The sequence below is a fragment of the Streptomyces coelicoflavus genome, from assembly GCF_003112555.1.
Classification (GTDB): domain Bacteria; phylum Actinomycetota; class Actinomycetes; order Streptomycetales; family Streptomycetaceae; genus Streptomyces; species Streptomyces coelicoflavus.
In genome coordinates this window covers 704,522-726,000 of sequence record NZ_BEWB01000004.1, presented here as the reverse complement: position 1 = coordinate 726,000, position 21,479 = coordinate 704,522, and the positions used below count along the sequence as shown (strand labels likewise).

22 protein-coding genes are annotated in these 21,479 nt (G+C 71.5%); 6 read left to right on the top strand and 16 right to left on the bottom strand.

Features of this window, described 5'->3' with window-relative positions; genetic code table 11:
• Positions 1–46: 46 nt before the first annotated feature.
• Positions 47–682, top strand: coding sequence for an NAD(P)H-binding protein (locus tag Sco07f_RS11475; protein WP_108987762.1), 636 nt, complete (start codon positions 47–49; stop codon positions 680–682).
• 62 nt (positions 683–744) lie between these two features.
• Here Sco07f_RS11475 and Sco07f_RS11470 read toward each other — a convergent pair whose 3' ends face one another.
• Both Sco07f_RS11470 and Sco07f_RS11465 read right to left on the bottom strand, forming a co-directional pair.
• Entirely contained in the window at positions 745–1,434 is a 690-nt protein-coding gene (locus tag Sco07f_RS11470) for a response regulator transcription factor (RefSeq protein ID WP_087789022.1), read from the bottom strand.
• A gap of 81 nt (positions 1,435–1,515) precedes the next feature.
• Positions 1,516–2,778, bottom strand: a complete 1,263-nt coding sequence (locus Sco07f_RS11465; RefSeq protein ID WP_167468071.1) for a sensor histidine kinase — start codon at positions 2,776–2,778, stop codon at positions 1,516–1,518.
• A gap of 170 nt (positions 2,779–2,948) precedes the next feature.
• On the opposite strand from Sco07f_RS11465, the gene Sco07f_RS11460 reads away from it, so the two are divergent.
• Positions 2,949–3,149 (top strand): hypothetical protein, encoded by a 201-nt coding sequence (locus tag Sco07f_RS11460; RefSeq protein ID WP_007388128.1) that lies wholly within the window; start codon positions 2,949–2,951, stop codon positions 3,147–3,149.
• Between the two features lie 9 nt (positions 3,150–3,158).
• Here Sco07f_RS11460 and Sco07f_RS11455 read toward each other — a convergent pair whose 3' ends face one another.
• Positions 3,159–3,554, bottom strand: coding sequence for a guanyl-specific ribonuclease (locus tag Sco07f_RS11455; protein WP_007388112.1), 396 nt, complete (start codon positions 3,552–3,554; stop codon positions 3,159–3,161).
• A 187-nt stretch (positions 3,555–3,741) separates the two neighbouring features.
• Here Sco07f_RS11455 and Sco07f_RS11450 point away from each other — a divergent pair, with 187 nt between their 5' ends.
• Positions 3,742–4,521, top strand: coding sequence for an SDR family oxidoreductase (locus Sco07f_RS11450; RefSeq protein ID WP_087789025.1), 780 nt, complete (start codon positions 3,742–3,744; stop codon positions 4,519–4,521).
• Between the two features lie 103 nt (positions 4,522–4,624).
• Here Sco07f_RS11450 and alc read toward each other — a convergent pair whose 3' ends face one another.
• Both alc and allB read right to left on the bottom strand, forming a co-directional pair.
• Positions 4,625–5,755, bottom strand: coding sequence for an allantoicase (gene alc, locus Sco07f_RS11445; RefSeq protein WP_108987761.1), 1,131 nt, complete (start codon positions 5,753–5,755; stop codon positions 4,625–4,627).
• A gap of 64 nt (positions 5,756–5,819) precedes the next feature.
• A complete protein-coding gene (allB, locus tag Sco07f_RS11440) occupies positions 5,820–7,157 on the bottom strand; it encodes an allantoinase AllB (protein ID WP_054101437.1) in 1,338 nt (445 codons plus the stop codon).
• A gap of 267 nt (positions 7,158–7,424) precedes the next feature.
• Between allB and allR the strand changes: the two genes are divergently transcribed.
• A complete protein-coding gene (gene allR / locus Sco07f_RS11435) occupies positions 7,425–8,249 on the top strand; it encodes an allantoin degradation transcriptional regulator AllR (protein ID WP_007388130.1) in 825 nt (274 codons plus the stop codon).
• A gap of 22 nt (positions 8,250–8,271) precedes the next feature.
• Here allR and Sco07f_RS11430 read toward each other — a convergent pair whose 3' ends face one another.
• The gene (locus Sco07f_RS11430) at positions 8,272–8,586 is read right to left on the bottom strand and encodes a DUF5955 family protein (protein WP_063789634.1); all 315 of its coding nucleotides are present in this window, start codon (positions 8,584–8,586) and stop codon (positions 8,272–8,274) included.
• A gap of 163 nt (positions 8,587–8,749) precedes the next feature.
• Here Sco07f_RS11430 and Sco07f_RS11425 point away from each other — a divergent pair, with 163 nt between their 5' ends.
• Positions 8,750–9,373 (top strand): nucleotidyltransferase family protein, encoded by a 624-nt coding sequence (locus tag Sco07f_RS11425; RefSeq protein WP_108987760.1) that lies wholly within the window; start codon positions 8,750–8,752, stop codon positions 9,371–9,373.
• 184 nt (positions 9,374–9,557) lie between these two features.
• The gene (aceB, locus tag Sco07f_RS11420) at positions 9,558–11,180 is read left to right on the top strand and encodes a malate synthase A (RefSeq protein WP_108987759.1); all 1,623 of its coding nucleotides are present in this window, start codon (positions 9,558–9,560) and stop codon (positions 11,178–11,180) included.
• 65 nt (positions 11,181–11,245) lie between these two features.
• Here the strand turns inward: aceB and Sco07f_RS11415 are convergent, their stop codons facing one another.
• The 10 genes from Sco07f_RS11415 to fes all read right to left on the bottom strand — a co-directional run bounded on the left by Sco07f_RS11415 (position 11,246) and on the right by fes (position 21,464).
• Positions 11,246–12,160 (bottom strand): HipA family kinase, encoded by a 915-nt coding sequence (locus Sco07f_RS11415; protein WP_108987758.1) that lies wholly within the window; start codon positions 12,158–12,160, stop codon positions 11,246–11,248.
• Positions 12,161–12,217: 57 nt separating this feature from the next.
• Positions 12,218–12,919 carry a helix-turn-helix transcriptional regulator gene (locus tag Sco07f_RS11410; RefSeq protein WP_007388117.1) on the bottom strand — a complete coding sequence of 234 codons (702 nt, stop codon included), beginning with the start codon at positions 12,917–12,919 and terminating at the stop codon, positions 12,218–12,220.
• A gap of 325 nt (positions 12,920–13,244) precedes the next feature.
• Positions 13,245–13,586: a Tlm Orf16 gene (locus Sco07f_RS11405; protein ID WP_007388118.1), complete on the bottom strand. Its 342-nt coding sequence runs from the start codon at positions 13,584–13,586 to the stop codon at positions 13,245–13,247.
• 48 nt (positions 13,587–13,634) lie between these two features.
• Positions 13,635–13,835: an MbtH family protein gene (locus tag Sco07f_RS11400; protein WP_007388119.1), complete on the bottom strand. Its 201-nt coding sequence runs from the start codon at positions 13,833–13,835 to the stop codon at positions 13,635–13,637.
• 50 nt (positions 13,836–13,885) lie between these two features.
• A complete protein-coding gene (gene leuD / locus Sco07f_RS11395) occupies positions 13,886–14,509 on the bottom strand; it encodes a 3-isopropylmalate dehydratase small subunit (protein WP_007388120.1) in 624 nt (207 codons plus the stop codon).
• Between the two features lie 12 nt (positions 14,510–14,521).
• On the bottom strand, positions 14,522–15,925 hold the full coding sequence (gene leuC / locus Sco07f_RS11390) for a 3-isopropylmalate dehydratase large subunit (RefSeq protein WP_007388121.1): 1,404 nt from the start codon (positions 15,923–15,925) through the stop codon (positions 14,522–14,524).
• A 70-nt stretch (positions 15,926–15,995) separates the two neighbouring features.
• Positions 15,996–17,387, bottom strand: a complete 1,392-nt coding sequence (locus Sco07f_RS11385) for a hydroxymethylglutaryl-CoA lyase-like TIM-barrel protein (RefSeq protein ID WP_007388122.1) — start codon at positions 17,385–17,387, stop codon at positions 15,996–15,998.
• A gap of 61 nt (positions 17,388–17,448) precedes the next feature.
• Positions 17,449–18,897 carry a pyridoxal phosphate-dependent aminotransferase gene (locus tag Sco07f_RS11380; RefSeq protein WP_054101443.1) on the bottom strand — a complete coding sequence of 483 codons (1,449 nt, stop codon included), beginning with the start codon at positions 18,895–18,897 and terminating at the stop codon, positions 17,449–17,451.
• An 83-nt stretch (positions 18,898–18,980) separates the two neighbouring features.
• The gene (gene leuB, locus Sco07f_RS11375) at positions 18,981–20,108 is read right to left on the bottom strand and encodes a 3-isopropylmalate dehydrogenase (protein WP_108987757.1); all 1,128 of its coding nucleotides are present in this window, start codon (positions 20,106–20,108) and stop codon (positions 18,981–18,983) included.
• 57 nt (positions 20,109–20,165) lie between these two features.
• The gene (gene fes / locus Sco07f_RS11370; RefSeq protein WP_108987756.1) at positions 20,166–21,464 is read right to left on the bottom strand and encodes an enterochelin esterase; all 1,299 of its coding nucleotides are present in this window, start codon (positions 21,462–21,464) and stop codon (positions 20,166–20,168) included.
• Between the last annotated feature and the right edge of the window lie 15 nt (positions 21,465–21,479).

Genomic DNA, 21,479 nt, shown 5'->3' with positions numbered 1-21,479 from the left:
ACAGGTAGCAAAAGAAAGCACCGAAACCCGTAGGGAGTGTACTGGAATGGCAACCAAGGTCTTGATCCTCGGAGCCGGAGGGCAGATCGCCCGCTGGGCGGTGGAAATGCTGGAAAAGGAGGACGTCGAACTGACATTGCTGGCGCGCAGCCGTGATCGTCTCGCGTACGTGCCGACCGGAGCGCACGTCGTCGAAGGCAATGTCCTGGACGCCGAGGTACTCGGCAAGGCGGTGCGCGGGCAGGACGTGGTTTACGCGAACCTGGCCGGCGATCTCGACGTCCAGGCGGAACACATCGTCACCGCCATGCGGACCGCCGGCGTACGACGCCTGATCTTCGTCACCGCCCTGGGGATCTACGACGAGGTACCTGGTGAGTTCGGCCGCTGGAACACGGAGACGATCGGCGCCCCGGTCCTGGACACCTACCGTCGTGCCGCCGAAACCGTCACGGCTGCCGGCCTCGACCACACGATCCTGCGCCCCGCTTGGCTCTCCGACGAGGACGAGATCGACTTCGAGACCACGAACCGGAACGAACCCTTCAAGGGCACGGTCGTCTCCCGCAAGTCCGTGGCCGCTCTTGCCGTCGAGATCATCAAGGACCCCACCAGATGGGAGGGCGAGGACCTGGGAGTGGACAAACCCGGCACAGGCGGCGATCGCCCTGTGTTCGGCTGAAGCTGCCCCCCCCGACCCATGGCCGGGCTGGTCAGCAGGTCGCGTGATCCGCCGGACACGCCCTAGGACGCGTCGTCCCGGTACTCGTCCAGGAGCCCCGCGTCGTAGGTCAGCAGGGCGATCTGGACCCGGTTGTCGAGGTCGAGCCTGGCCAGGATGCGGGAGACGTGGGACTTGACCGTGGCGACGCTCATGTAGAGGTGGGCCGCGATGTCGGCGTTGGCCATGCCGCGGCCGACGGCGACGGCGACCTCGCGTTCGCGGTCGTTGAGGGCGTCCACGCGTGCCCGCGCGCGTGCGTGCCGTGCCTGCCGGGTACCGGGGGCGGTACCGGCCGCCTGCTCCATCAGCCGCCTGGTGACGGCGGGCGACAGGACCGGGTCGCCGGCCGCGACCCTGCGCACCGCGTCGAGGATCTCCGCGGGCGGGGTGTCCTTGAGGACGAACCCGGCGGCGCCGGCGCGCAGGGCGCGCAGCACCTGTTCGTCCGCGTGGAAGGTGGTGAGCACGACGACTTGGGGCGCGTCCGCGCGGGCGCGCAGCCGTTCGGTCGCCGTGAGGCCGTCCACACCCGGCATCCGGATGTCCATGAGGACGACGTCCGGGCGGGTGCGTTCGACGAGGGCACCCACCTCGTCCCCGTCGGCCGCCTCCCCGACGATCTCGACGTCCTCGGCGCCGCCCAGCATGAGGGCCAGCCCGGCCCGCACGAGCGGGTCGTCGTCGACGAGGACCAGTCTGATCGGTGTCATGGGCCTACCAAATCACGTCCGCCAGGGCGGGCTTCGCCGCCCCGGCGGCGTCCCCGGGCCACGGTGGCGCCGGCCGCCGTCTCACTCCCCCCACGGCAGCCTCGCCCGTACTTCGAAGCCGCCCTCGGGCGTGGGCCCGTGCTCCAGGGTGCCGCCCGCCAGCGTGGCGCGCTCGGTCAGCCCGATCAGGCCCTGCCCGGAGCCGGGTACGCGGGGCACCTCGCCGCGGGGCGGCGCGTTGCGCACCGACAGGGTGAGGCCGTCGCCCGGTGCTCCGGCGGCCGAGACGGTGACCTCGGTGCCGGGGGCGTGCTTGCGCGCGTTGGTCAGCGCCTCCTGGGCGATGCGGTACGCGGTGCGGCCGACGGAGGCGGGGACCGCGCCGGGGTCGGGGACGCGCTCGGCGAGGGTGACCTTCATGCCGGCCTCGCGGGACTCGGCGACCAGCGCGTCGAGCGCCGCGAGCGTCGGCTGGGGGCGGCCCGCGTCGTCGGGTTCCGCCGCCCGCAGGACGCCGATGATCTCCCGCAGGTCCTGGAGGGCCTCGTGCGCGCTCTCCCGGATGACGCCGGCCGCCCGCGCGACCTCCTCCCGGGGCGCGTCGGGCCGGAACTCCAGGGCGCCCGCGTGCACGCTGAGCAGCGTGAGCCGGTGGGCGAGGACGTCGTGCATCTCGCGGGCGATGGCCTCCCTGGCCAGCCGCTGCGCCTGCTCGGCCCGCAGCCGCGCCTCGGCCTCGGCGTGCCGGGCGCGGTCGCGCAGGCTGAGCAGGAGCTGGCGCTTGGAGCGGACCAGCAGGCCCCAGCCGAGCACCGTGACGCCGAGCAGCAGGGCGATGACGAGGGAGGCAAGGAACGGCAGCCCGGGTTCCGGGCGCATCCAGTAGTACAGGGGCGCCACGGCGAGGCTCGCGCCGCCGATCCAGGCCACGTACCGGAAGGGCCGGTGCACGGCGAGCGTGAACAGGGAGACGAGGACCGCGCCGCCCGCGGTGGCGGAGACGAGGGAGACGGGCAGCATCGCGACGGCCAGCCCGACCGGCCACCGGCGCCGGAGCCAGACGGCGGCGCAGGCCAGGGCTCCGATCACCTGGTCCGCGACGGCCATGGCCGGTGAGAGGTCCGGCTCCTGGTCCAGCACGTCGGCGGCCAGCAGGCCGATGCCGACCGCGAGCAGGAAGCAGGCGAAGTCGACGGCCCAGTCGCGTGCGGTGCGCCGGGGCCGGCCGCCGGGCCGCCGGGGCTGCGGGTACAGGTCCTCGACCAGCGCCGCCGGCAGGACCCAGCGCCGCTTCGCGAAGGCCGGGGGCACCGTGGCCTGCTTGTCACTGTTCACAGTCGACAAATCTATGCGGGACCGGTGGCCGGGACGGCCGGTCGGCAGGGGCCGTCGACCGAAGTCGCGCGATCGGCGACTTTCGGCGCGCCGGGGCCCGTGCGACGCGGCCTTCCGTCGGGCAGGGCTCGCCCCGCGGCCGATGTGTGTGGGGGGACCGCGGGGCGAGAGTCGGGATCATGAAGAAACTGCTGGAGTTCCTGGGATTCGTCGCCGCGCTCCAAGGCGTGATGGGCCTGGTGCACGAGTTCGCCGGCTGGAACGTGGGTCTGGTGCGGCGGATCGGTTTCCTCGACGGCTACGAGGTCTACGCGAGCGTGGCCCTGCTCGCTCTCGGCGGCGCGCTGTTCGCCGCCGCCGAGAGCCGCGGGTCCGCGTGAACGGCCGCCTCAGCAGCCGTAGTCGACGAGGTCGAACGACGCGTAGTGGTCGGCCGTGTAGTAGTCCTCCTGGTTCTGCTCACCGGTGACGATCCGGCGGGCGCCGCGGGTGTCGGAGCCCGGGGTGATCACCGTGTACTCGTGGTAGTAGCCGGAGGACTGGCCGGGGAGGATGCCCTCCCGGTTCTGGAAGACGGTCCCGTCCTGCTCGAAGGGGAAGGGGCCGCCCTGCTCGATCAGGTCGAGCGTGTCGTGGGCCTGGGACGGCAGGTCGCCGTAGCAGATGTCGCCGACCGCCGCGGGGGCGGCGCCGGCCGTGGTCGCGGAGACGGTGCCGCCCACGAGGAGGGCGGACAGGACTGCGGCTGCTGCGCCGAGCCGAGCGGCGCGTGGGGGGAATCGCATGAGTTCATGATGACGCGCGTAGACAGTGGCATGTCAATGACAAGGCCGTGGAGTTTCCCGGGACGTCATATGTGTTTTCCGCGTGTTCACGACGTCGACGTCGCACGCGCGGTGCGTGCGTCCCGCCGGTCAGGTCGACGTCCGTTCACCGCCAGCACGGGCGCGGCGGCCCGGCTGGGATGGACCCATGAACACGAACACGAACACGCACACGAACCCCCTGGCCCCCGCCCCGGCTCCGCTGGCCGGCCGTACCGCGCTGGTGACCGGCGGCAGCCGGGGCATCGGCGCGGCGACCGCCCTGCGGCTGGCCCGGGAGGGCGCGGACGTGGCCCTCACCTACGTGAACGGCAAGGACGCGGCGGAGGACGTCGTACGGGCCGTCGAGGCGCTGGGGCGCCGCGCGGTGGCCCTGCGGGCCGACTCCTCGGACGCCGAGGAAGCGGCGGGGTCGGTCGAGCGGGCCGCCACGGCGCTCGGCGGCCTCGACATCCTGGTCAACAACGTGGGCCTCGGCCTGCTCGGGCCGGTGGAGGGCATGTCCCTCGCCGACGTCGACCGGCTGCTGGCCGTGAACGTCCGCGGTGTCTTCCTGGCCTCCCAGGCGGCCGCGGCCCGCATGACGGAGGGCGGGCGGATCATCACCGTCGGCACCTGCATGACCCAGCGGGTGCCGGGCCCCGGCGGCACGCTCTACGCGATGAGCAAATCGGCGCTGATCGGGCTGACCAAGGCCCTGGCGAGGGAGCTGGGACCGCGCGGGATCACGGCGAACATCGTGCACCCGGGGCCGATCGACACCGACATGAACCCGGCGGACGGTCCCTACGCCGAGGGGCAGGCGGCCCTGACGGCGCTGGGCCGCTTCGGCACGGCGGACGAGGTGGCCTCGACGGTGGCGTACCTGGCAACCGCCTCGTACGTCACGGGCGCGGAGTACGCGGTGGACGGCGGCCACGCCGCGTAACCGCCACCGCCGCGCAACCGCCGCCGCGCAACCCGCCGGCGTACGCGCGGGGCGCACCGGTGCTGTCCTACCGGTGCGCCCCGCGGGTCGGTGCGGCGGCGGGTCAGCCGCCCAGCTCCTGGTGGCGGGCGGCGAGGTGGGCCGCGCCGTCCTCCGTCAGGGTGCCGAACAGGCGCAGGCGGGAGATGCCGCCGTCGGGGAAGATGTCCACGCGCGCGTGCGTGCCGACGGCCGCTTCCGGCAGGACGAAGCGGTGGTTGGTGTCGGGCTGCATCCGGGTGCGCGGGAGCACCTCGCGCCACTCGCCGTCCTCGCCGTCCTTGACGGAGACGGACGCCCAGCCGGCGCTGTTGCCCTTCAGGTACGCCGTGTCGATCTCGATCGCGCGGATCTGCGAGCGGTCCACCAGGCGGTACTGGATCCAGTCGTTGCCCCGGTCGCGGCGGCGGCGGGTCTCCCAGCCGTCGTCCATCTTGCGGGAGCGGCCCGGCTGGATGGTGTTGGTGGCCGGCGAGTAGAAGAGGTTGGAGGCGTCCTCGACCTGGCCGCCGTTCTCCAGGGCGACCACGTCGAAGGTGCCGAGGGCGGTGAGCCACGCCGGGTCGGGCACGACCTCGCCGTAGACGCGCAAGCGGGCGATGCCTCCGTCGGGGTGCTGCTTGAGGCGCAGGTGCGTGAAGCGCTGCTCGGTGGCGACGGCGAAGCCGTTGGCGGCGTGGCCGCCGACCGGGGTGCGCGGAACGAGGGTCGTCCACTTCACGTCGTCGGCGAGCAGTTCCTCCGGGGACGGCGAGCCCGCGACCGAGGCGCCCTCGACGGAGACGGCCTGCGGGTAGTTGCCGCGGAAGTGGGCGGTGTCGACGACGATGCCGCGGATCACGCCCGGGGCGCCGAGGCGGATCAGCGCCCAGTCGTGGTCCTCCTCGGTGGGCCAGGGCTGCTCGGCGGAGGCACCGCGGCGGCGGCGGGTCTCCCAGCCGTCCATGACCTTGCCCTTGTGCCCGAAGTGCTCGGGGTCGAACTCGGCGGGCTCGGGCACCAGCAGGTTCTCGCGCTGGGCGAAGAACTCGTCGTTGGCGGCGACGACACCCGCGCCGAGCTGCCGGTCGGCAAGGTTGGCGAACTGGGTGAAGGGCAGGTCGGCGGTGCGGTAGTCGGCGTACGGGTCGCCGCCCCCGTAGGGGTTCGCGTCGCCGGTGAAGCTGGCCAACGAGGTGTTCTGCTGGGCCGTCACGGTGATCAGGTGTTCCTTTCGAGGCTGTTCGGGGGGTACTGGGTTCAGGGAGTGTCCGGGCACGTCAGGCCCGGTCGAGGAGCTGTCCCTTCGGGTCGGTGAACGCGCCGTCCGCCACGATGCGCTCGCCGCGCAGCCAGGTGGACTTCACGACGCCGTACAGGGTCTTGCCCGCATACGCGGTGACGCGGTTGCGGTGCTGGAGGGCGGCCGGGTCGACGGTGAAGGTCTCGTCGGGGGCGAGGACGGCGAAGTCCGCGTCGTGGCCCGCCGCGACGGCGCCCTTGCGGGTGTCGAGCCCGACCAGGGCGGCCGTGCGCGTCGACATCCAGCGCACCACGTCCTCCAGGCCGTAACCGCGCTCGCGGGCCGAGGTCCACATGGCCGGCAGGCTGAGCTGGAGGCCGGCGATGCCGCCCCAGGCGGTGGCGAAGTCGTCGGTCTTGAGGTCGGCCGTGGAGGGCGAGTGGTCGGTGACGACGCAGTCGATCGTGCCCTCCGCCAGCGCCCGCCAGAGCAGGTCCTGGTTGGCGGCCTCGCGGATCGGCGGGCAGCACTTGAACTCGCTGGCCCCGTCCGGCACCTCCTCGGCGGTGAGCGTGAGGTAGTGCGGGCAGGTCTCGACCGTGACCTTCACACCGTCGGCGCGGGCCTCGGCGATCAGCGGCAGGGCGTCGCTGGAGGACAGGTGGAGCACGTGCACGCGCGCGTTGAACCGCTTGGCCTGCGCGAGGAGGGTGGCGATCGCGGTGTCCTCGGCGTCGCGCGGGCGGCTGGCGAGGAAATGGGTGTACTTGGGGCCGCCCTGCTGCGGGGCGGCGGCCAGGTGGTGCGGGTCCTCGGCGTGCACGATCAGCAGGCCGTCGAAGGCGGCGATCTCCGCCAGGGACCGGGCGAGCTGCTCCTGGTCGAGGTGCGGGAACTCGTCCACGCCGGACGGCGACAGGAACGCCTTGAAGCCGAAGACCCCGGCCTCGTGCAGCGGGCGCAGGTCCTTGACGTTGTCCGGCAGCGCGCCGCCCCAGAAGCCGACGTCGATGTGCGCCTTGTCGGCGGCGACCTCGCGCTTGGTGCGCAGGTTCTCGACCGTGGTGGTCGGCGGGATGGAGTTGAGCGGCATGTCGACGAGGGTGGTGATGCCGCCGGCCGCCGCGGCGCGGGTGGCGGTCCAGAAGCCCTCCCACTCGGTGCGGCCCGGGTCGTTCACGTGCACGTGGGTGTCGACCAGGCCGGGCAGGACGACGTGGTCGCCGACGTCCTCCAGCCGGGCGCCCGCCGGGACGGGGGCGTCGTACGGCAGCACGGCCGTGATCTTCTCCCCGGTGACCGCGATCGACGCGGCGCGGGTCCCCTCGGGAGTGATGACGCGCGTCGAGCGCAGCACCAGTTCAGCTTCGGACACCCGGAACCCCTTCTCTGCCTCTGCTTGTCTGCCTCTGCCGACGTCTCTGCCGTCGAATTTCAACGTTCTGTTGAAGGAGTCTTCACTCCCGCTCCGAGGCCGTCAAGAGGCACCCTTTGTGCCGGCATGCCCAATGACCCCGCTCTGGACGTTTCCACAAAGCGGAATTAGAATTCCAGCAAGCAGAACGTAGCTACGTACAAGCCGGTAGTCAACCGGGTGCCGGGTACGCTTCTTTCCTCCCGCCAGCCCCGAAAGGAACGTGCCGTGCCGACGTCCAGCGCCAGCACCACCGACTCCGCCAGGTCCGCGACCGGTGGCGTCCAGTCCCTGGAGCGCGCCTTCGACCTGCTCGAACGGATGGCGGACGCGGGGGGCGAGGTCGGCCTGAGCGAGCTCTCGGCCAGCAGCGGGCTGCCGCTGCCGACCATCCACCGCCTGATGCGCACCCTCGTGGCCTGCGGATACGTACGCCAGCAGCCCAACCGCCGCTACGCCCTCGGCCCCCGCCTGATCCGCCTCGGCGAGTCCGCGGGGCGCCTGCTCGGCACCTGGGCGCGCCCGCACCTGGCGCGCCTGGTCGAGGAGACCGGCGAGACGGCGAACATGGCCCTGCTCGACGGGGACGAGATCGTGTACGTCGCCCAGGTGCCCTCGAAGCACTCGATGCGCATGTTCACCGAGGTGGGCCGGCGGGTGCTGCCGCACTCCACGGGCGTCGGCAAGGCCCTGCTCGCGGACTTCCCGGCGGACGAGGTGCGGGCCCTGCTGGGCCGTACCGGGATGCCGGCCGCGACCGACAAGACGATCACCACGCCGGACGGCTTCATCTCGGCGCTGGAGGAGGTGCGGCGCCAGGGGTACGCGATCGACGACAACGAGCAGGAGATCGGCGTGCGCTGCCTGGCCGTCTCGGTGCCGGACTCCCCCACCGCCGCGGCCATCTCGATCTCCGGCCCCGCGGGCCGTGTCACCGAGGCCGCGACCGACCGGATCGTGCCCCTGCTCCAGCAGGTGGCGGCGGAGCTGTCGGAGGCCCTGCTGACCTCGAACGGCTCGGCGAACGGCTCGAACGGCGGCCCGGTCGCCTGAGGCCCTCCCGCCTGCGCGGCACTCAGCGGCGCGGCGGATCCCCGAACAGTTCCACGGCGTGACGGACCTCCGTCAGCCCCGGCTTGAGGGCGCTGACGGAGCCGATCGCACCGGCTATCAGCAGCAGGGAGCGGCGCAGCCGCGGCACCTCGGGGACGCCGTGGCCCGCCATCGCGGCGAGGTCGGCCAGTTCGTCCTCGGCGATCTGGCGGTCGGGGAAATCGGCGGGCAGCAGGGCGAGTTGACGGCGCAACCGGGACACCGCGGTCCGTAGCGCCACCACCCTCACGTCCTCGTCGCCGACCGTCACACGCCTCTGCCCCAAGCTTCGCAACACAGCCCTCCCCGCCCTCCCCCTCGCGCCCCCGTGGTGCGCGGGCCAGTAAACGCCACCCCACGCCGGACGCGCCACCACGCGGACCGAATTTCAGTCTCCGGAAAGTTTCCGGAAATGTCCTGCGCGCCAGTGTGTTTGGCGACCCGTCAGGTATGCAGGACGCATGACCGACAACGAGGCGCAGGCAGAAGAGCAGGTGGGCGGCCCGGTGGCGGGGCTGCTGCTGGCCGCCGGGGGCGGCCGGCGGCTCGGCGGCCGCCCCAAGGCTCTGCTGGAACACCGCGGACACCTACTCGTCGAACGCGTGGCCGACATGATGCGTGCGGCCGGCTGCGCCCGCGTGCACGTCGTCCTGGGAGCGCGCGCCGAGGAGGTACGCGCGCGGGCGGCGCTCGACGGCTGCGTTCTCGTGGACAACCCCGACTGGGAACAGGGCATGGGCTCGTCCCTGCGGGCCGGGCTCCGCTCACTGGCCGGGACCGGGGCGCGGGCGGCGCTGGTCTGCCTGGTGGACCAGCCCGGCATCGGCGCGGAGGCGATGGCCCGGGTGCGCGCCGGACACCGCGACGAGACGTCGCTGGTCTCGGCGGCGTACGCGGGCGTGCGCGGCCATCCCGTGCTGCTCGGCGCCGCGCACTGGGCGGGGATCGCGGCGACCGCCACCGGGGACCGGGGTGCGCGCGCCCATCTGAGGGAACACGAGGCGGAGATCGTCCTCGTCGAATGCGGGGACGTGGCCCGGCCCTACGACATCGACACCGAGGCGGACCTGGTCCACCTTGAGTGAGGGAGGTGGCACCGAGCGCCACCTTTCCTCGACCCGGAGAATCTCGACATCAACAAACCATTGAAGTTCCACGATGAGGAAACTACTATCCACTGACCAGAAGCACTCCGCTGCACGGCGAGTGCGTAATGCCCCATACGCACCCTCTGGCACCCGGTGCCACCGCTGAAGGAAGTGACAGCTCATGTCCGCACCAGCGCCGTCCACGCTGGCCATCGTCGACGCCGAGCCCCTGCCCCGGCAGGAGGAGGTCCTCACCGATGCGGCGCTCGCCTTCGTGGCCGAGCTGCACCGGCGGTTCACGCCCCGGCGTGACGAGCTCCTCGCCCGCCGTGCCGAGCGCCGCGCCGAGATCGCCCGCACCTCCACGCTCGACTTCCTCCCGGAGACCGCCGCGATCCGCGCGGACGACTCCTGGACGGTGGCCCCCGCTCCGGCCGCGCTGAACGACCGCCGCGTCGAGATCACCGGCCCCACCGACCGCAAGATGACCATCAACGCCCTGAACTCGGGGGCGAAGGTGTGGCTCGCGGACTTCGAGGACGCCTCCGCGCCGACCTGGGAGAACGTGGTCCTCGGCCAGCTCAACCTGGCCTCCGCCTACACCCGCAGCATCGACTTCACGGACGAGCGCACCGGCAAGTCCTACGCCCTGCGCCCGGACGCCGAGCTGGCGACGGTCGTCATGCGCCCGCGCGGCTGGCACCTCGACGAGCGCCACCTCCAGGTCGACGGCCGCCCGGTCCCCGGCGCCCTGGTCGACTTCGGCCTGTACTTCTTCCACAACGCCCAGCGTCTGCTGGACCTCGGCAAGGGCCCGTACTTCTACCTGCCGAAGACGGAGTCGCACCTGGAGGCCCGCCTGTGGAACGAGGTGTTCGTCTTCGCGCAGGACTACGTCGGCATCCCGCAGGGCACGGTCCGCGCCACCGTCCTGATCGAGACGATCACGGCCGCGTACGAGATGGAGGAGATCCTCTACGAGCTGCGCGACCACGCCTCCGGGCTGAACGCCGGCCGCTGGGACTACCTGTTCTCCATCGTCAAGAACTTCCGTGACGGCGGCGCCAGGTTCGTCCTCCCGGACCGCAACGCGGTGACGATGACGGCCCCGTTCATGCGGGCGTACACCGAACTCCTCGTCCGCACCTGCCACAAGAGGGGCGCGCACGCGATCGGCGGCATGGCGGCCTTCATCCCCTCCCGCCGCGACGCCGAGGTCAACAAGGTCGCCTTCGAGAAGGTCCGCGCCGACAAGGACCGCGAGGCCGGTGACGGCTTCGACGGCTCCTGGGTGGCCCACCCCGACCTGGTTCCGATCGCCATGGAGTCCTTCGACAAGGTCCTGGGCGACCGGCCCAACCAGAAGGACCGCCTGCGCGAGGACGTCGACGTCAAGGCGGCCGACCTGATCGCCGTCGACTCGCTCGACGCCAAGCCGACGTACGCGGGTCTGGTCAACGCCGTGCAGGTCGGCATCCGTTACATCGAGGCGTGGCTGCGCGGCCTCGGCGCGGTCGCCATCTTCAACCTGATGGAGGACGCGGCCACCGCCGAGATCTCCCGCTCGCAGATCTGGCAGTGGATCAACGCGGAGGTCGTCCTCGACAACGGCGAGCAGGTCACCGCCGACCTGGCCCGCAAGGTCGCCGCCGAGGAACTGGCGAACATCCGCGCCGAGATCGGCGACGAGGCCTTCGCGGCCGGCAACTGGCAGCAGGCGCACGATCTGCTGCTGACGGTGTCGCTCGACCAGGACTACGCCGACTTCCTGACGCTGCCGGCGTACGAGCAGCTGAAGGGCTGACGCCGTAGGCTCCGTACGTCCGTGCCCCCGGTGCCGTGTCTCGGCACCGGGGGCACGGACGCGTGTCAGCCGAGGTGGACCGACCAGTCCTGCTCGGCGGGCGGCTTGCCGTGCAGGTCGGGGACCCGCTTGAGCCAGTCGGGACGGCCCTTTTGGGTGCGCGCCGCGCGGGCGGCGTTCTCGGCGGCGAGTTCCTCGCGGCTCGGGAAGCCGGTGGGCAGCCACTGGCGGGAGGCCCGTACGCGCGCGTGCAGGTAGTCCACGTAGGCGGCGCGCACCGCGTCCGGCGTGTCGAGGTCGCCCTCGCAGGTCAGCCAGGCCGCCGGCACCCGGCCCACCACCTCGCGCAGCAGTTCCTCCGTCACCTTGGGCGCCAGCTCGGCGTCGGCGGCCGGGACGTCGGGTGCGTAGTGACCGAGGGCGTGGTGGCGGAAGTCGTACGCCTTCTCGGGCGGGGAGGCGCCCCAGCGGTGGTGGAAGACGAGGGCCGCGCCGTGGTCGATGAGCCACAGGCGCGGGGGCACGGTACCGAGAGTGGGCCAGACCATGAGGTTGGAGCTGTGCACGGTCCGGTCGACGTTCACGGTGAGCGCGTCCAGCCAGACGACCCGCCCGGCCTCCCGCGCGTCCACCGGGAACACCTCGGCCAGCTCGGGTGTGAAGTCGGCGCCGCCCGACAGGTAGTCCATGCCGAGGTTGAGCCCCGCGCTGGCGTGCAGCAGGTCCCGCACCTCCTGGTGCGGTTCGGCCTCCGCGATCGCCGGGTCGAAGTGCGCCAGCACCAGCTCCGGCACCCGCAGCCCCAGCTTCCGGGCCAGCTCCCCCACGATCACCTCGGCGACCAGCGCCTTGCGGCCCTGCGCGGAGCCGGTGAACTTCAGGACGTAGGTGCCGAGATCGTCGGCCTCGACGACGGCGGGCACGGAGCCGCCGGAACGCAGGGGTTCGACGTAGCGGGTGGCGATGACTTCGGTGAGCATGGGGCGAGCATATTGACCGGCTGGAAGACCGACCCGTCCTGTCCGCCGACCGCGCCCCTACGCGCCCAGCGCCTCGTCCGGTCCGAGCCGCACGAGTCCCTCTCGCAGGGCGACGGCCGCCGCCTGGGTGCGGTTGGGGCAGTCGAGCTTGGACAGGACGATCGCCACAGTGCGCTTGGCCACGTGTTCGGACACGTCGAGGGCCTGCCCGATCTGCCGATTGCTGAGCCCCTCGACCACCAGTTCGAGCACCCGTCTCTCGCGCTCGGTGAGCTGTCTTCCGGGGAACCCGGCCCGTTCCCCCACGGTGCGCCGTTCACGCCGGGGTGGCCGCGCGGCCGGCGCCGGCTGCGTTCCCTCGATGGACTTCCGCAGTGCCTCCTCGAGCCCGTGGACCGTCAGAGCGTCCTGGTCGAGGATCCCGTCACAGGGCACGACCGCGCCCGACGCGGCCCGTCGCACCTCCGCTCCGGGCAGCACCAGCAGGACTCGCACCCCGTTGCGGCGGACGACCTCGGCCAGCCGGGCGGCCCACGCCTCCTCACCGGTGCCGGATCCGTTGACACACCACATGACCACCACGTCGCAGGAGAGGATGAGCAGTTGAACGGCGTCCTCGGGGGACGCCGTCGTGAACTCCTCGGGCCGGAAGACGGTGCTCTGCTTCACCCGGGCCGCCTCCTCCAGCATGGCCGCGAGACCACTGCGCGCGACCTCGCCCCGCGCTACGACCGCGACCCTGACCGAACCCTGGTTCATCCGCGCCCCCGTCCATCCGTCGACCGGCTCCCCCTACCGAGCCGCCGTCGCACAACGTCAGCGATTATGGCCCGGCGGGGTGCGAATTCGCGCCACTTCGAGGGTTGCAGTAGATCGACGATCGTGTCACCACCGAGCGACACACAGCCGTCACGCCCCAGGCACGGAGGGCTGCCCGCACGTTCTCGGCCAGAAAGGTGCGGCGCCGGGCCGGTCGGTGCGTCCGGGCCGCCCGCAACGCGGAGAGCGGCGGTACGGGGGGGGACCCGTACCGCCGCTCTCTTCTCAGCGGACTTTGGGGTGGGGCGGTCGCGCGCCACGCGGGCTACCGCGTGGCGCCGGCCTCCTCCGACGGCACCAGGTGCCCGGTGCCGGTGAGCGAGGTCAGTTCGATGTCGGTGACACAGCGCACCTTCACCAGGTTCAGGGTCAGCGTGCCCTCGATGTGCACGCTGCCGACCCCCCGCGCGAAGTCCGCCCCGCTGAGGTCGCTGGCCGCAGCGTCGACGCGTACGCCGAGGTCCGTGCCGCCGGCCGTGTCGGTGAACTTGATGAAGACGTACCCCTTCTCGGCGACGCGCCGCTGGAAGTCCTCCACGGAGGGGGAGGGTCCGCCGACCGCTGTCTTCTGTCCCTCGGCCGAGAGGCGTCGGACGAGTTCGTCCATGAGTGGCTCCTTGTTCGGTGTCGCGAACGTTTGTCCCGGGCCGCGCCGTCAGCCGGCCGACTGCTCCATCTGCAGGCGCAGGCTCTTGGGTCGCATGTCGACCCAGACCTCCCTGACGTACTCGAGGCACTCCTCCTTCGAGCCGGCCGTTCCCGTCTCCCGCCAGCCGTCGGGGACGGCGAGGTAGGTCGGCCACAGGGAGTACTGCTCCTCGTCGTTGACGAGGACCTTCATCTGCTCTGCTTCCATGTCCGGGCTCCAGGGTCTGCGCTGTCGGGATGGGGGGGTACGCCGCCGTCTCAGGCGGACCGGGGGAAGAGCCAGGGCGCCTCCTGCCTGCGGCGCTCCTCGTAGGCGTGGACCTGGTCCTGGTGGGAGAGCGTCCAGCCGATGTTGTCGAGCCCCTCCATCAGCGAGTTCTTCTTGAAGGGGTCGATCTTGAACCGGTAGGTGCGCCCGTCGGCGGTGGCCACCGTCTGGGCCGGCAGATCGATGTGCAGGGTCGGCGACGCGCCCTCCGCCAGGCCCTCCGCGATCGCCTCCACCTCGGCCGCCTCGAGGCTGACCGGGAGGATGCTGCTGTTGAAGCAGTTGTTGTGGAAGATGTCCGCGAAACCGGGCGCGACCACGCACCGGAAGCCGAACTCCCGCAGGGACCAGGGCGCGTGCTCGCGGGAGGATCCGCAACCGAAGTTCTCGCCGGCGACGAGGACCGAGGCTCCCTGGTACCGGGGCGCGTTCAGCGGGAAGTCCGGGTCGGGAGTGGTCCCGTCCTCCAGGTAGCGCCAGTTGCCGAACAGGTGCCGACCGAAGCCGGTGCGGCTGATCGACTTGAGGAACCGGGCGGGGACGATGTCGTCGGTGTTCACGTTGGACCGCATCAGCGGCACCGCGGTGCCGTCGTGCGTGATGAACTTCTCCATGGGGTCCTTCCTCTACAGGTCGCGGACGTCGGCGAACCGGCCCGCCACGGCCGTGGCGGCCGCGGTCGCCGGACTGACCAGGTGGGTTCGGCCGCCCTTGCCCTGACGTCCTTCGAAGTTGCGGTTGCTCGTCGAAGCGCAGCGCTCGCCGGCGGACAGGCGGTCCCCGTTCATCGCGATGCACATGCTGCAGCCGGGCTCACGCCACTCGAAGCCCGCGGCGCGGAACACGTCCGCCATCCCCTCGGCCTCGGCGGCGCGGCGGACGGCCATCGAGCCGGGTACGACGATGGCCCGCACGCCCGGCGCCACCTTGCGGCCGGCGACGAACTCGGCGGCCAGCCGCAGGTCCTCCAGCCGGGAGTTGGTGCACGACCCGATGAACACGGTGTCGACCGGAATCTCGTCGATCCGCCGGCCGGGCTCCAGGCCCATGTACTCCAGGGCCTTCTCCCGCTCGGCGCGCAGGACGGGATCGCTCTCGGCCGCCGGGTCCGGCACGGTGCCCGTGATGTCGGCGACCATCCCCGGGTTGGTGCCCCAGGTGACCTGCGGCACCAGGTCGTCCACGTCGAGGTGGTGCTCGGCGTCGTAGCGGGCACCGGGGTCGGCGGCCAGCTGCCGCCACTGCTCGGCGGCCTGCTCGAAGAGTTCCCCGGAGGGCGCGTAACGCCGGCCGCGCACGTACTCGACCGTGACCTCGTCGGGGGCGACCATGCCCGCCCGCGCCCCCGCCTCGATGGCCATGTTGCACAGCGTCATGCGGCCCTCGATGGACAGCGCGTGCACGGCGGAGCCGGTGAACTCGATGACGTGGTGGGTACCGGCGTCGGTGCCGAGCCTGCGGATCATCGCCAGCGCGATGTCCTTGGCGCTCACCCCCGGGGCCAGGGCGCCGTCGATGCGGATGTTCATCGTGCGGGGCTTCTGCTGGAGCAGGCACTGCGTGGCGAGCACGTGCTCCACCTCGCTGGTGCCGATGCCCATGGCGAAGATGCCGAGGGCGCCGTGGGTCGAGGTGTGGGAGTCGCCGCAGACGACCGTCATGCCCGGCAGCGACAGGCCCAGCTCCGGGCCGATGACGTGCACGATGCCCTGGTCGTCGTCGTTCATGCCGAGGAGCCGGACACCGAAGTCGCGGGCGTTGTCCTCCATCGTCTCGATGCAGACGACGCTCTGCTGGTCGATGACGTCGATCAGGCGGCGTCCCGGCGTCGTCGGCACGTTGTGGTCGATCACCGCGACCACGGTCTCGGGGCGGTGCACCGGCAGGCCGCGTTCCGTCAGCCCGGCGAAGGCCTGCGGTGAGGTCGCCTCGTGCGTGAGGTGCCGGTCGATGTAGAGCATCGGTATCTCGCCGGGTTCGTCGCGCACCACGTGCGCGTCCCAGATCTTGTCGAACATCGTGCGGGGCATCGGGTGGTGTCTCCTTCGAGGGATGTCTCGTGGGCGGGGCGGGGCGGGGTGCCGCCTCTCGGGGCCCGGCTCAGGCAGGGTGGGCGGCCGGCGCCTTCGTGAGCCCCTCCTCCAGCTCCTGGGGGGTCAGTTCGCGGCCCAGTTCGTTGGCACGGGTCAGGAGCTGCTGGACGGCCTCCGGGGACAGCTCTCCGGGGTCGCGGCCGCTCAGCATGCAGGCCAGCCGCACGGAGCTCTGGCCGCTCCAGGGGCTGACGGCCACGGAGGGGCTGCCGCCGATGGCGGCCGGGTCCACCGCGGAGTACACGGTGCGCGACATCTCCCGCAGCCGCGCCTCGAGTTCGGGCGCGTGCGCCTCCCGGGCCCGGTCGGCGAGATGGTGGGCCTTGAGGATGGCGTCCGTGTGGATGCCGGACGAGGTGTGGCTGTAGCGCTTGCCGAGCACACCGTGCTCCGGGGGCTCCACGCCCACCATCTCCTGGTAGCAGGTGATCAGTTCGAGCAGCCGCGACATGTCCCACGGGACGGTCAGGCCGGCCTCCGCCTGGATCGCCGCGAAGTTGAGGACGATCTCCTCCAGGGAGGCGTTGCCCGAGCGCTCGCCGACGCCCCGCGCGACCACGTGGACCCGGTTCGCGCCGGCCGCCACCGCCGCCATGGCGTTGCCTAGCGCGTTGCCGGTGTCACGGTGGCCGTGCCAGTCCACCTGCATGTCCGGCACGCCCAGCGCGTCGAGTTCGTCGCGGACGAAGCGGATGATGCGGTAGGTGCCCAGCGGCCGGATGACCCCGATGGTGTCGGCGAGGGCGACGATGTAGGCGCCGCTCTCGACCTGGGTGCGGGTGATCGCCCGCAGGTCCTCGGGGGTGGTCTGGGTGGTGTGCTCGGTGCCCGCGATGACGGGGATCCCCATCTCCACGGTCTTCTTGATGAACGTCTCCATCCTGGTCAGGACGAAGTCCAGCCCCCAGCCCTGGACGAGGCGTCTCGACGGCGCGCTGCCCATGAAGACGACGGACTCCAGCGCGGGGTGGATCTCCTTGCACTCGACGGTCCACCGGAGGGATTCCTCGGTGCACATGGAGAGCACGGAGGGCACGATGCCGGGCAGTTCGTCCCGCATCCGGGCCAGCAGCTGCTTCATCCGCTCGTTGATCCGGTCCGCGTTGCCGGGGTAGATCCCGACCGTCGCGTGCCGGATGCCGAAGGCGTGGAGCAGGTGCAGGTAACGCATCATGTCGTCGACCCGCGGGTATCCCGATATGCCCTGGAGGCCGTCACGCAGGCACTCCGACAGGACGTGGGCTCCGGCGACCTGGGAGGCGAGCGGCTCGCCGGGCATGCTCGCCGGCAGCGGCGTCAGCGGGCTCGGGTCCCGGTTCCAGTTGAAGTTGACGGGGACGTCGAGGGAGTCGATGTCGTCCGCGGTGCTGTCGGTGTGTCCGTGTGCGTCCTTCTGCATGGTCTCTCCGTTTCGGAAGATCTCTTGCCGTCGACGACGCGCCGAAAGGCGGTGCGCGGGGTCAGTCCATGACGACCGGGTGAATGCCGACCGAGAAGCGGATGTAGTCGTCGGAATAGCCGAAGGTGGATCCCGGAATACCGGCGATCCCGGTCTTCTCCAGAACCGAGAAGCAGTCCTCACCGGCCTTGAGGCGGCACCAGAGGTAAATGGTCGCGTCGTCGTCCGTGTGAATGTTCTCGAAAAGGTGGTGTTCCTCGTCCAGCAGGCGCAGTTGCGCGCGCAGACGGGCACGGCGCAGCCGGTAGAGACCGCGGATCTTCTCCACCAGCTCGGGGCGCCGGGCGAACAGGGTGTGGTACGCCATGAAGCGCAGCTGCCATTCCCCGGGCAGGCAGCTCACGCTGTTCATCCAGCTCGGTCGCATGGCGGCGGACAGGTCCGCGTCTGCGAACACGGCCCAGCCGAACCGGTCTCCGGTCAGACTGAACGTCTTGGAGAAGCTGTTCACGTAGATCAGGCGGTCGGCGGCTCCGGGCACCGAGGACAGCGCCCGCATACGTGCCTCGTCCTCGGCGGGGCGTCCGGTGCCGATGTAGGCGAGGTCGGCCAGGACGTGGACGGGGTGGCCCCGGTCGGCGGAACGCCGTACGGCCTCCATGAGGGCGGTCAGTTCGCCGGGCGTGTACGCGAGGGAGGTCGGGTTGTTCGTCACGGTCAGGTAGAAGACCGTGACGTCCGGGTTCTCCCGCAGGTGCCGGGTGAGTCGCTCGTCGGTGAGTTTGAACCTCTCCTCGGCCGTGGTGTGCACGCGGTGCAGCCGGTATCCGTAGGTCTCGGCCTGCAGTTCCGGCATGTTGAAGCCGGGTGCCGCGAAGAGGAGTGCCCCGGGTGACTCGTTCCGGCGCCGGGCCGAGGCGGCCAGCCCGCGGAAGATCTTGTCGATGCAGTCTCCCGCCCCCAGGCCGAGCGCCACCTGCTCGGCGGTGGCGCTCACGCCCCACCGCGCCATGTCGGCGGCGAGCCGGCCGCGCAGCAGCGGGTTGCCGACCCCTTGGATGTCGTAGATCCGCGGGTCGTACCCGGCGTCGAGGAGGTCGCGCTCCTCGTCCGCCATCCGGTCCCGGAGCCACTGGTAGCCCTTCCCGGAGGCGGGCCGGCCGTGCAGGTCCTCGCCGGGCAGGGCGATCCCGAGTTCGTCGGCGAGCAGGCGGTAGTCCCGGGGGCCGCCCTCCTCCCCGTCGCATTCGTCGATCAGCCGCACGTTGACGTCGCCGATGGTCCGGTTGACGATCTCCAGCCGGACGGCGGCCGGGTCGAATCCCCGGTCCACGCACTCCCGTTCGAGGTCCGTGATCAGCCGGGCCATGACGCGGATGGGGGGTTCGGCCCCGTCGGCCGGGACGGACCGGTGGCGCCGGACCAGGTCGCGACGGGCTTCCCGGACGGCCGGGCGTTGTGCGCCGAGGCCGGTCGGGACGGCCCGGGGGGCGCTCTGTGACGTGGTCATGCGTGGGGGACTCCAGTCGTCTGTTCGTCGTGTGCCGCACGCGTACGGCGGGGCCGCGAGATGTCCGCCGGGGGCGGTGGGGGTCAGGCGGAGGCCGAGCGCACCCGGTCCGTGATGCGGCGCCCCATCTCCCGGGTACCGACGACCGTGCTGCCGGGCTCCACGAGGTCGGGGGTCCGCAGGCCCTCGCCGATCACCGCCTCGACGGCCTCCTCGACGGCGGCGGCCTCCCGGGCGAGGCCCAGGGAGTGCCGGAGCAGCATCGCGCCGGAGAGGATGGCGCCCACCGGGTTGGCGCGGTCCCGGCCGGCGATGTCGGGGGCGGAGCCGTGGATCGGCTCGTACAGCCCGAAGGTGCCTGCGGCCGTGCGCCGGGTCCCGAGGCTCGCGGACGGCAGCATGCCGATGGACCCCGTCAGCATCGACGCCTCGTCGGTGAGGATGTCGCCGAACAGGTTCTCGGTGACGACGACGTCGAACTCCGACGGTGTTCTGATCAGGCGCATGGCGCAGGCGTCGACCAGCATGTGCTCGTACGCGACGGTGGGGTGCTCGGCCGCCACCCGCTCCACCACCTCGCGCCACAGGACGGAGGAGCTGAGCACGTTGGCCTTGTCGACCGAGGTGACCTTCCGCTCCCGCCGCAGCGCGATCTCGAACGCGGCGCGCACGACGCGTTCTATCTCCTCCTCGGTGTACAGGAGGGTGTCCACGGCTTCGGTGCCGTGCGGTGCCCGGCGGATCTCGCTCGGCTTGCCGGGCACGGACTCCAGGCGTCCGTAGTAGAGCCCGGCCGACAGTTCCCGCACGAAGAGCAGGTCGGCGCCCTTGAGGTGCTCGGGCTTGAGCGAGGACGCGCCGTACAGGGCCTCCAAGGGCCGTACGGGGCGCAGGTTGGCGAAGAAGCCGAACTCCTTGCGCAGGCGGAACAGGGCCTCCTCGGGCCGGGGCCCGGCACCGCGGTCCGTGCCGGGCGGCAGGCTGCCGATGGCGCCGAAGAGGATCGCGTCGCTCTGGCCGCAGACCTCGAAGGTGCTGTCGGAGATCGCGGTGCCCTCGGCGGCGATGGCGTCCAGGCCGACGCGTCGCCTGTGGACCGTGAAGCGGTGCCCGTAGGTCTCCTCGACGGCGCGCAGCACCGCCAGTGCCTGGTCCGTCACCTCGGGGCCGACACCGTCGCCCGGCAGCACGGTGATCGTGGCTGCAGTCATCTGGTTCACCTTTCGCGTGCGTTCTCGGTGCTTTCCGGCCGGTGTGCGGAATGCGCCTTACCGGCCGGGGTGGAAGGAGCGCAGCCGGTCGACGACGGTGCCGCGCCAGCAGACCATGTCGTGGCCTCCCAGGAATTCGCTGAAGTCGACCTCGTACCCCTTCTTTTCGAGGGCGGCCACCATGTTCCGGTGGCTCGTCATCGGGTCGTGGTCGACGATCGAGCGCTCAAGGCTTCCGATGTCCATGGAGAATCGGATCGGGAGTTTCGGCGACTCCTCGAACCGCCGGGTCAGCCATTCCTCCTCCTTCTCCGGTACGTCCTTTCCGGGCCACCAGTACGACCCCGACTGGGAGATGACGCAGCCGAAGCGCTCGGGAGCGCGGTGGGCGGCGTACATCGCGGCCAGCGCGCCGAAGCAGGAGCCGCCGACCACGGTCTTCGCGGGGTCCGAGGTGATGTGGTAGTTGGCGTGCACCCAGGGCATCAGCTCCTGGTTCAGGTACGCGTTGAACGGGTCGTGGCAGGTCAGTTCGCGGGCGCGGATCTCCTGGTCCTCGTTGGTGTGCATCACCAGGACGTACGGGGGGATGCGGCCGGCGTAGAGGAGGTTGTCCATGACGGTCGTGATGGCCGCGAAGTTGTAGTAGGACCATCCGTCGAAGAGCAGGAAGACGTGGTACTCGTCGCCGTCGTCGGTGTAGCCGGGCGGGGTGTGGACGCTGACGTGGTGGCGGGTGCCGAGGACGGCGCTGTCCATGGTCTGCATCCTGCTGTGCCCCTTCGGCACGCCGCGTCGCGGGATGTTCCACGGCTGCTTGGGCGCTGCGGGCAGTTCCAGCACCGACACCCGGAACCGGTCGCGGTCGCCCGTGAGCGTGTATTCGCGGGGGTTGAGGGGGTCGGGCTCGTACTCGGGCAGGCGGCGCAGCACCTCCGCGTACGACTCGAAGGGCTCCATCGGGTCGTTGACCGAGAGCAGGTACGTGGTCCGCAGCCGGGAGGGCATGAGGTAGGACCGGTACCAGAGGTCGGTGCCCGGCATCCGCTGCATGCGGAACTCCCTGAGGTCGCCGCTGGGCGCGCTGCAGAAGAGCACGATGACGTTCTCGGTGTCGCCCGGGTCCCGCCACAGGAAGGTGACCAGGGTCAGGGACGCGTCGTCGGTCGGCTCCATCAGGGGGGAGCCGGTCTCGGCGGCCTCCTTCCAGAACTCCTCGACGGCCTCCTGGTTCCCCGCCTCGACGGCCGACGCGAGGGCGGCGATCCGGGGGCTGGTCATGGACGTCTCGGCCGCGAACGGCGCCTCGTCCCCGGGCGTCTCCCGGTCCGGGACCGCCGGCTGGGCTGCGGACATGGTCTTCGTCTCCTT

Coding starts and splice junctions, on each gene's coding strand:
- Sco07f_RS11475 (WP_108987762.1), top strand. CDS start 47: ATGGCAACCAAGGTCTTGATCCTCGGAGCCGGAGGGCAGATCGCCCGC.
- Sco07f_RS11470 (WP_087789022.1), bottom strand. CDS start 1,434: ATGACACCGATCAGACTGGTCCTCGTCGACGACGACCCGCTCGTGCGG.
- Sco07f_RS11460 (WP_007388128.1), top strand. CDS start 2,949: ATGAAGAAACTGCTGGAGTTCCTGGGATTCGTCGCCGCGCTCCAAGGC.
- Sco07f_RS11455 (WP_007388112.1), bottom strand. CDS start 3,554: ATGCGATTCCCCCCACGCGCCGCTCGGCTCGGCGCAGCAGCCGCAGTC.
- Sco07f_RS11450 (WP_087789025.1), top strand. CDS start 3,742: ATGAACACGAACACGAACACGCACACGAACCCCCTGGCCCCCGCCCCG.
- Sco07f_RS11425 (WP_108987760.1), top strand. CDS start 8,750: ATGACCGACAACGAGGCGCAGGCAGAAGAGCAGGTGGGCGGCCCGGTG.
- aceB (WP_108987759.1), top strand. CDS start 9,558: ATGTCCGCACCAGCGCCGTCCACGCTGGCCATCGTCGACGCCGAGCCC.
- Sco07f_RS11415 (WP_108987758.1), bottom strand. CDS start 12,160: ATGCTCACCGAAGTCATCGCCACCCGCTACGTCGAACCCCTGCGTTCC.
- Sco07f_RS11410 (WP_007388117.1), bottom strand. CDS start 12,919: ATGAACCAGGGTTCGGTCAGGGTCGCGGTCGTAGCGCGGGGCGAGGTC.
- Sco07f_RS11405 (WP_007388118.1), bottom strand. CDS start 13,586: ATGGACGAACTCGTCCGACGCCTCTCGGCCGAGGGACAGAAGACAGCG.
- Sco07f_RS11400 (WP_007388119.1), bottom strand. CDS start 13,835: ATGGAAGCAGAGCAGATGAAGGTCCTCGTCAACGACGAGGAGCAGTAC.
- leuD (WP_007388120.1), bottom strand. CDS start 14,509: ATGGAGAAGTTCATCACGCACGACGGCACCGCGGTGCCGCTGATGCGG.
- leuC (WP_007388121.1), bottom strand. CDS start 15,925: ATGCCCCGCACGATGTTCGACAAGATCTGGGACGCGCACGTGGTGCGC.
- Sco07f_RS11385 (WP_007388122.1), bottom strand. CDS start 17,387: ATGCAGAAGGACGCACACGGACACACCGACAGCACCGCGGACGACATC.
- Sco07f_RS11380 (WP_054101443.1), bottom strand. CDS start 18,897: ATGACCACGTCACAGAGCGCCCCCCGGGCCGTCCCGACCGGCCTCGGC.
- leuB (WP_108987757.1), bottom strand. CDS start 20,108: ATGACTGCAGCCACGATCACCGTGCTGCCGGGCGACGGTGTCGGCCCC.
- fes (WP_108987756.1), bottom strand. CDS start 21,464: ATGTCCGCAGCCCAGCCGGCGGTCCCGGACCGGGAGACGCCCGGGGAC.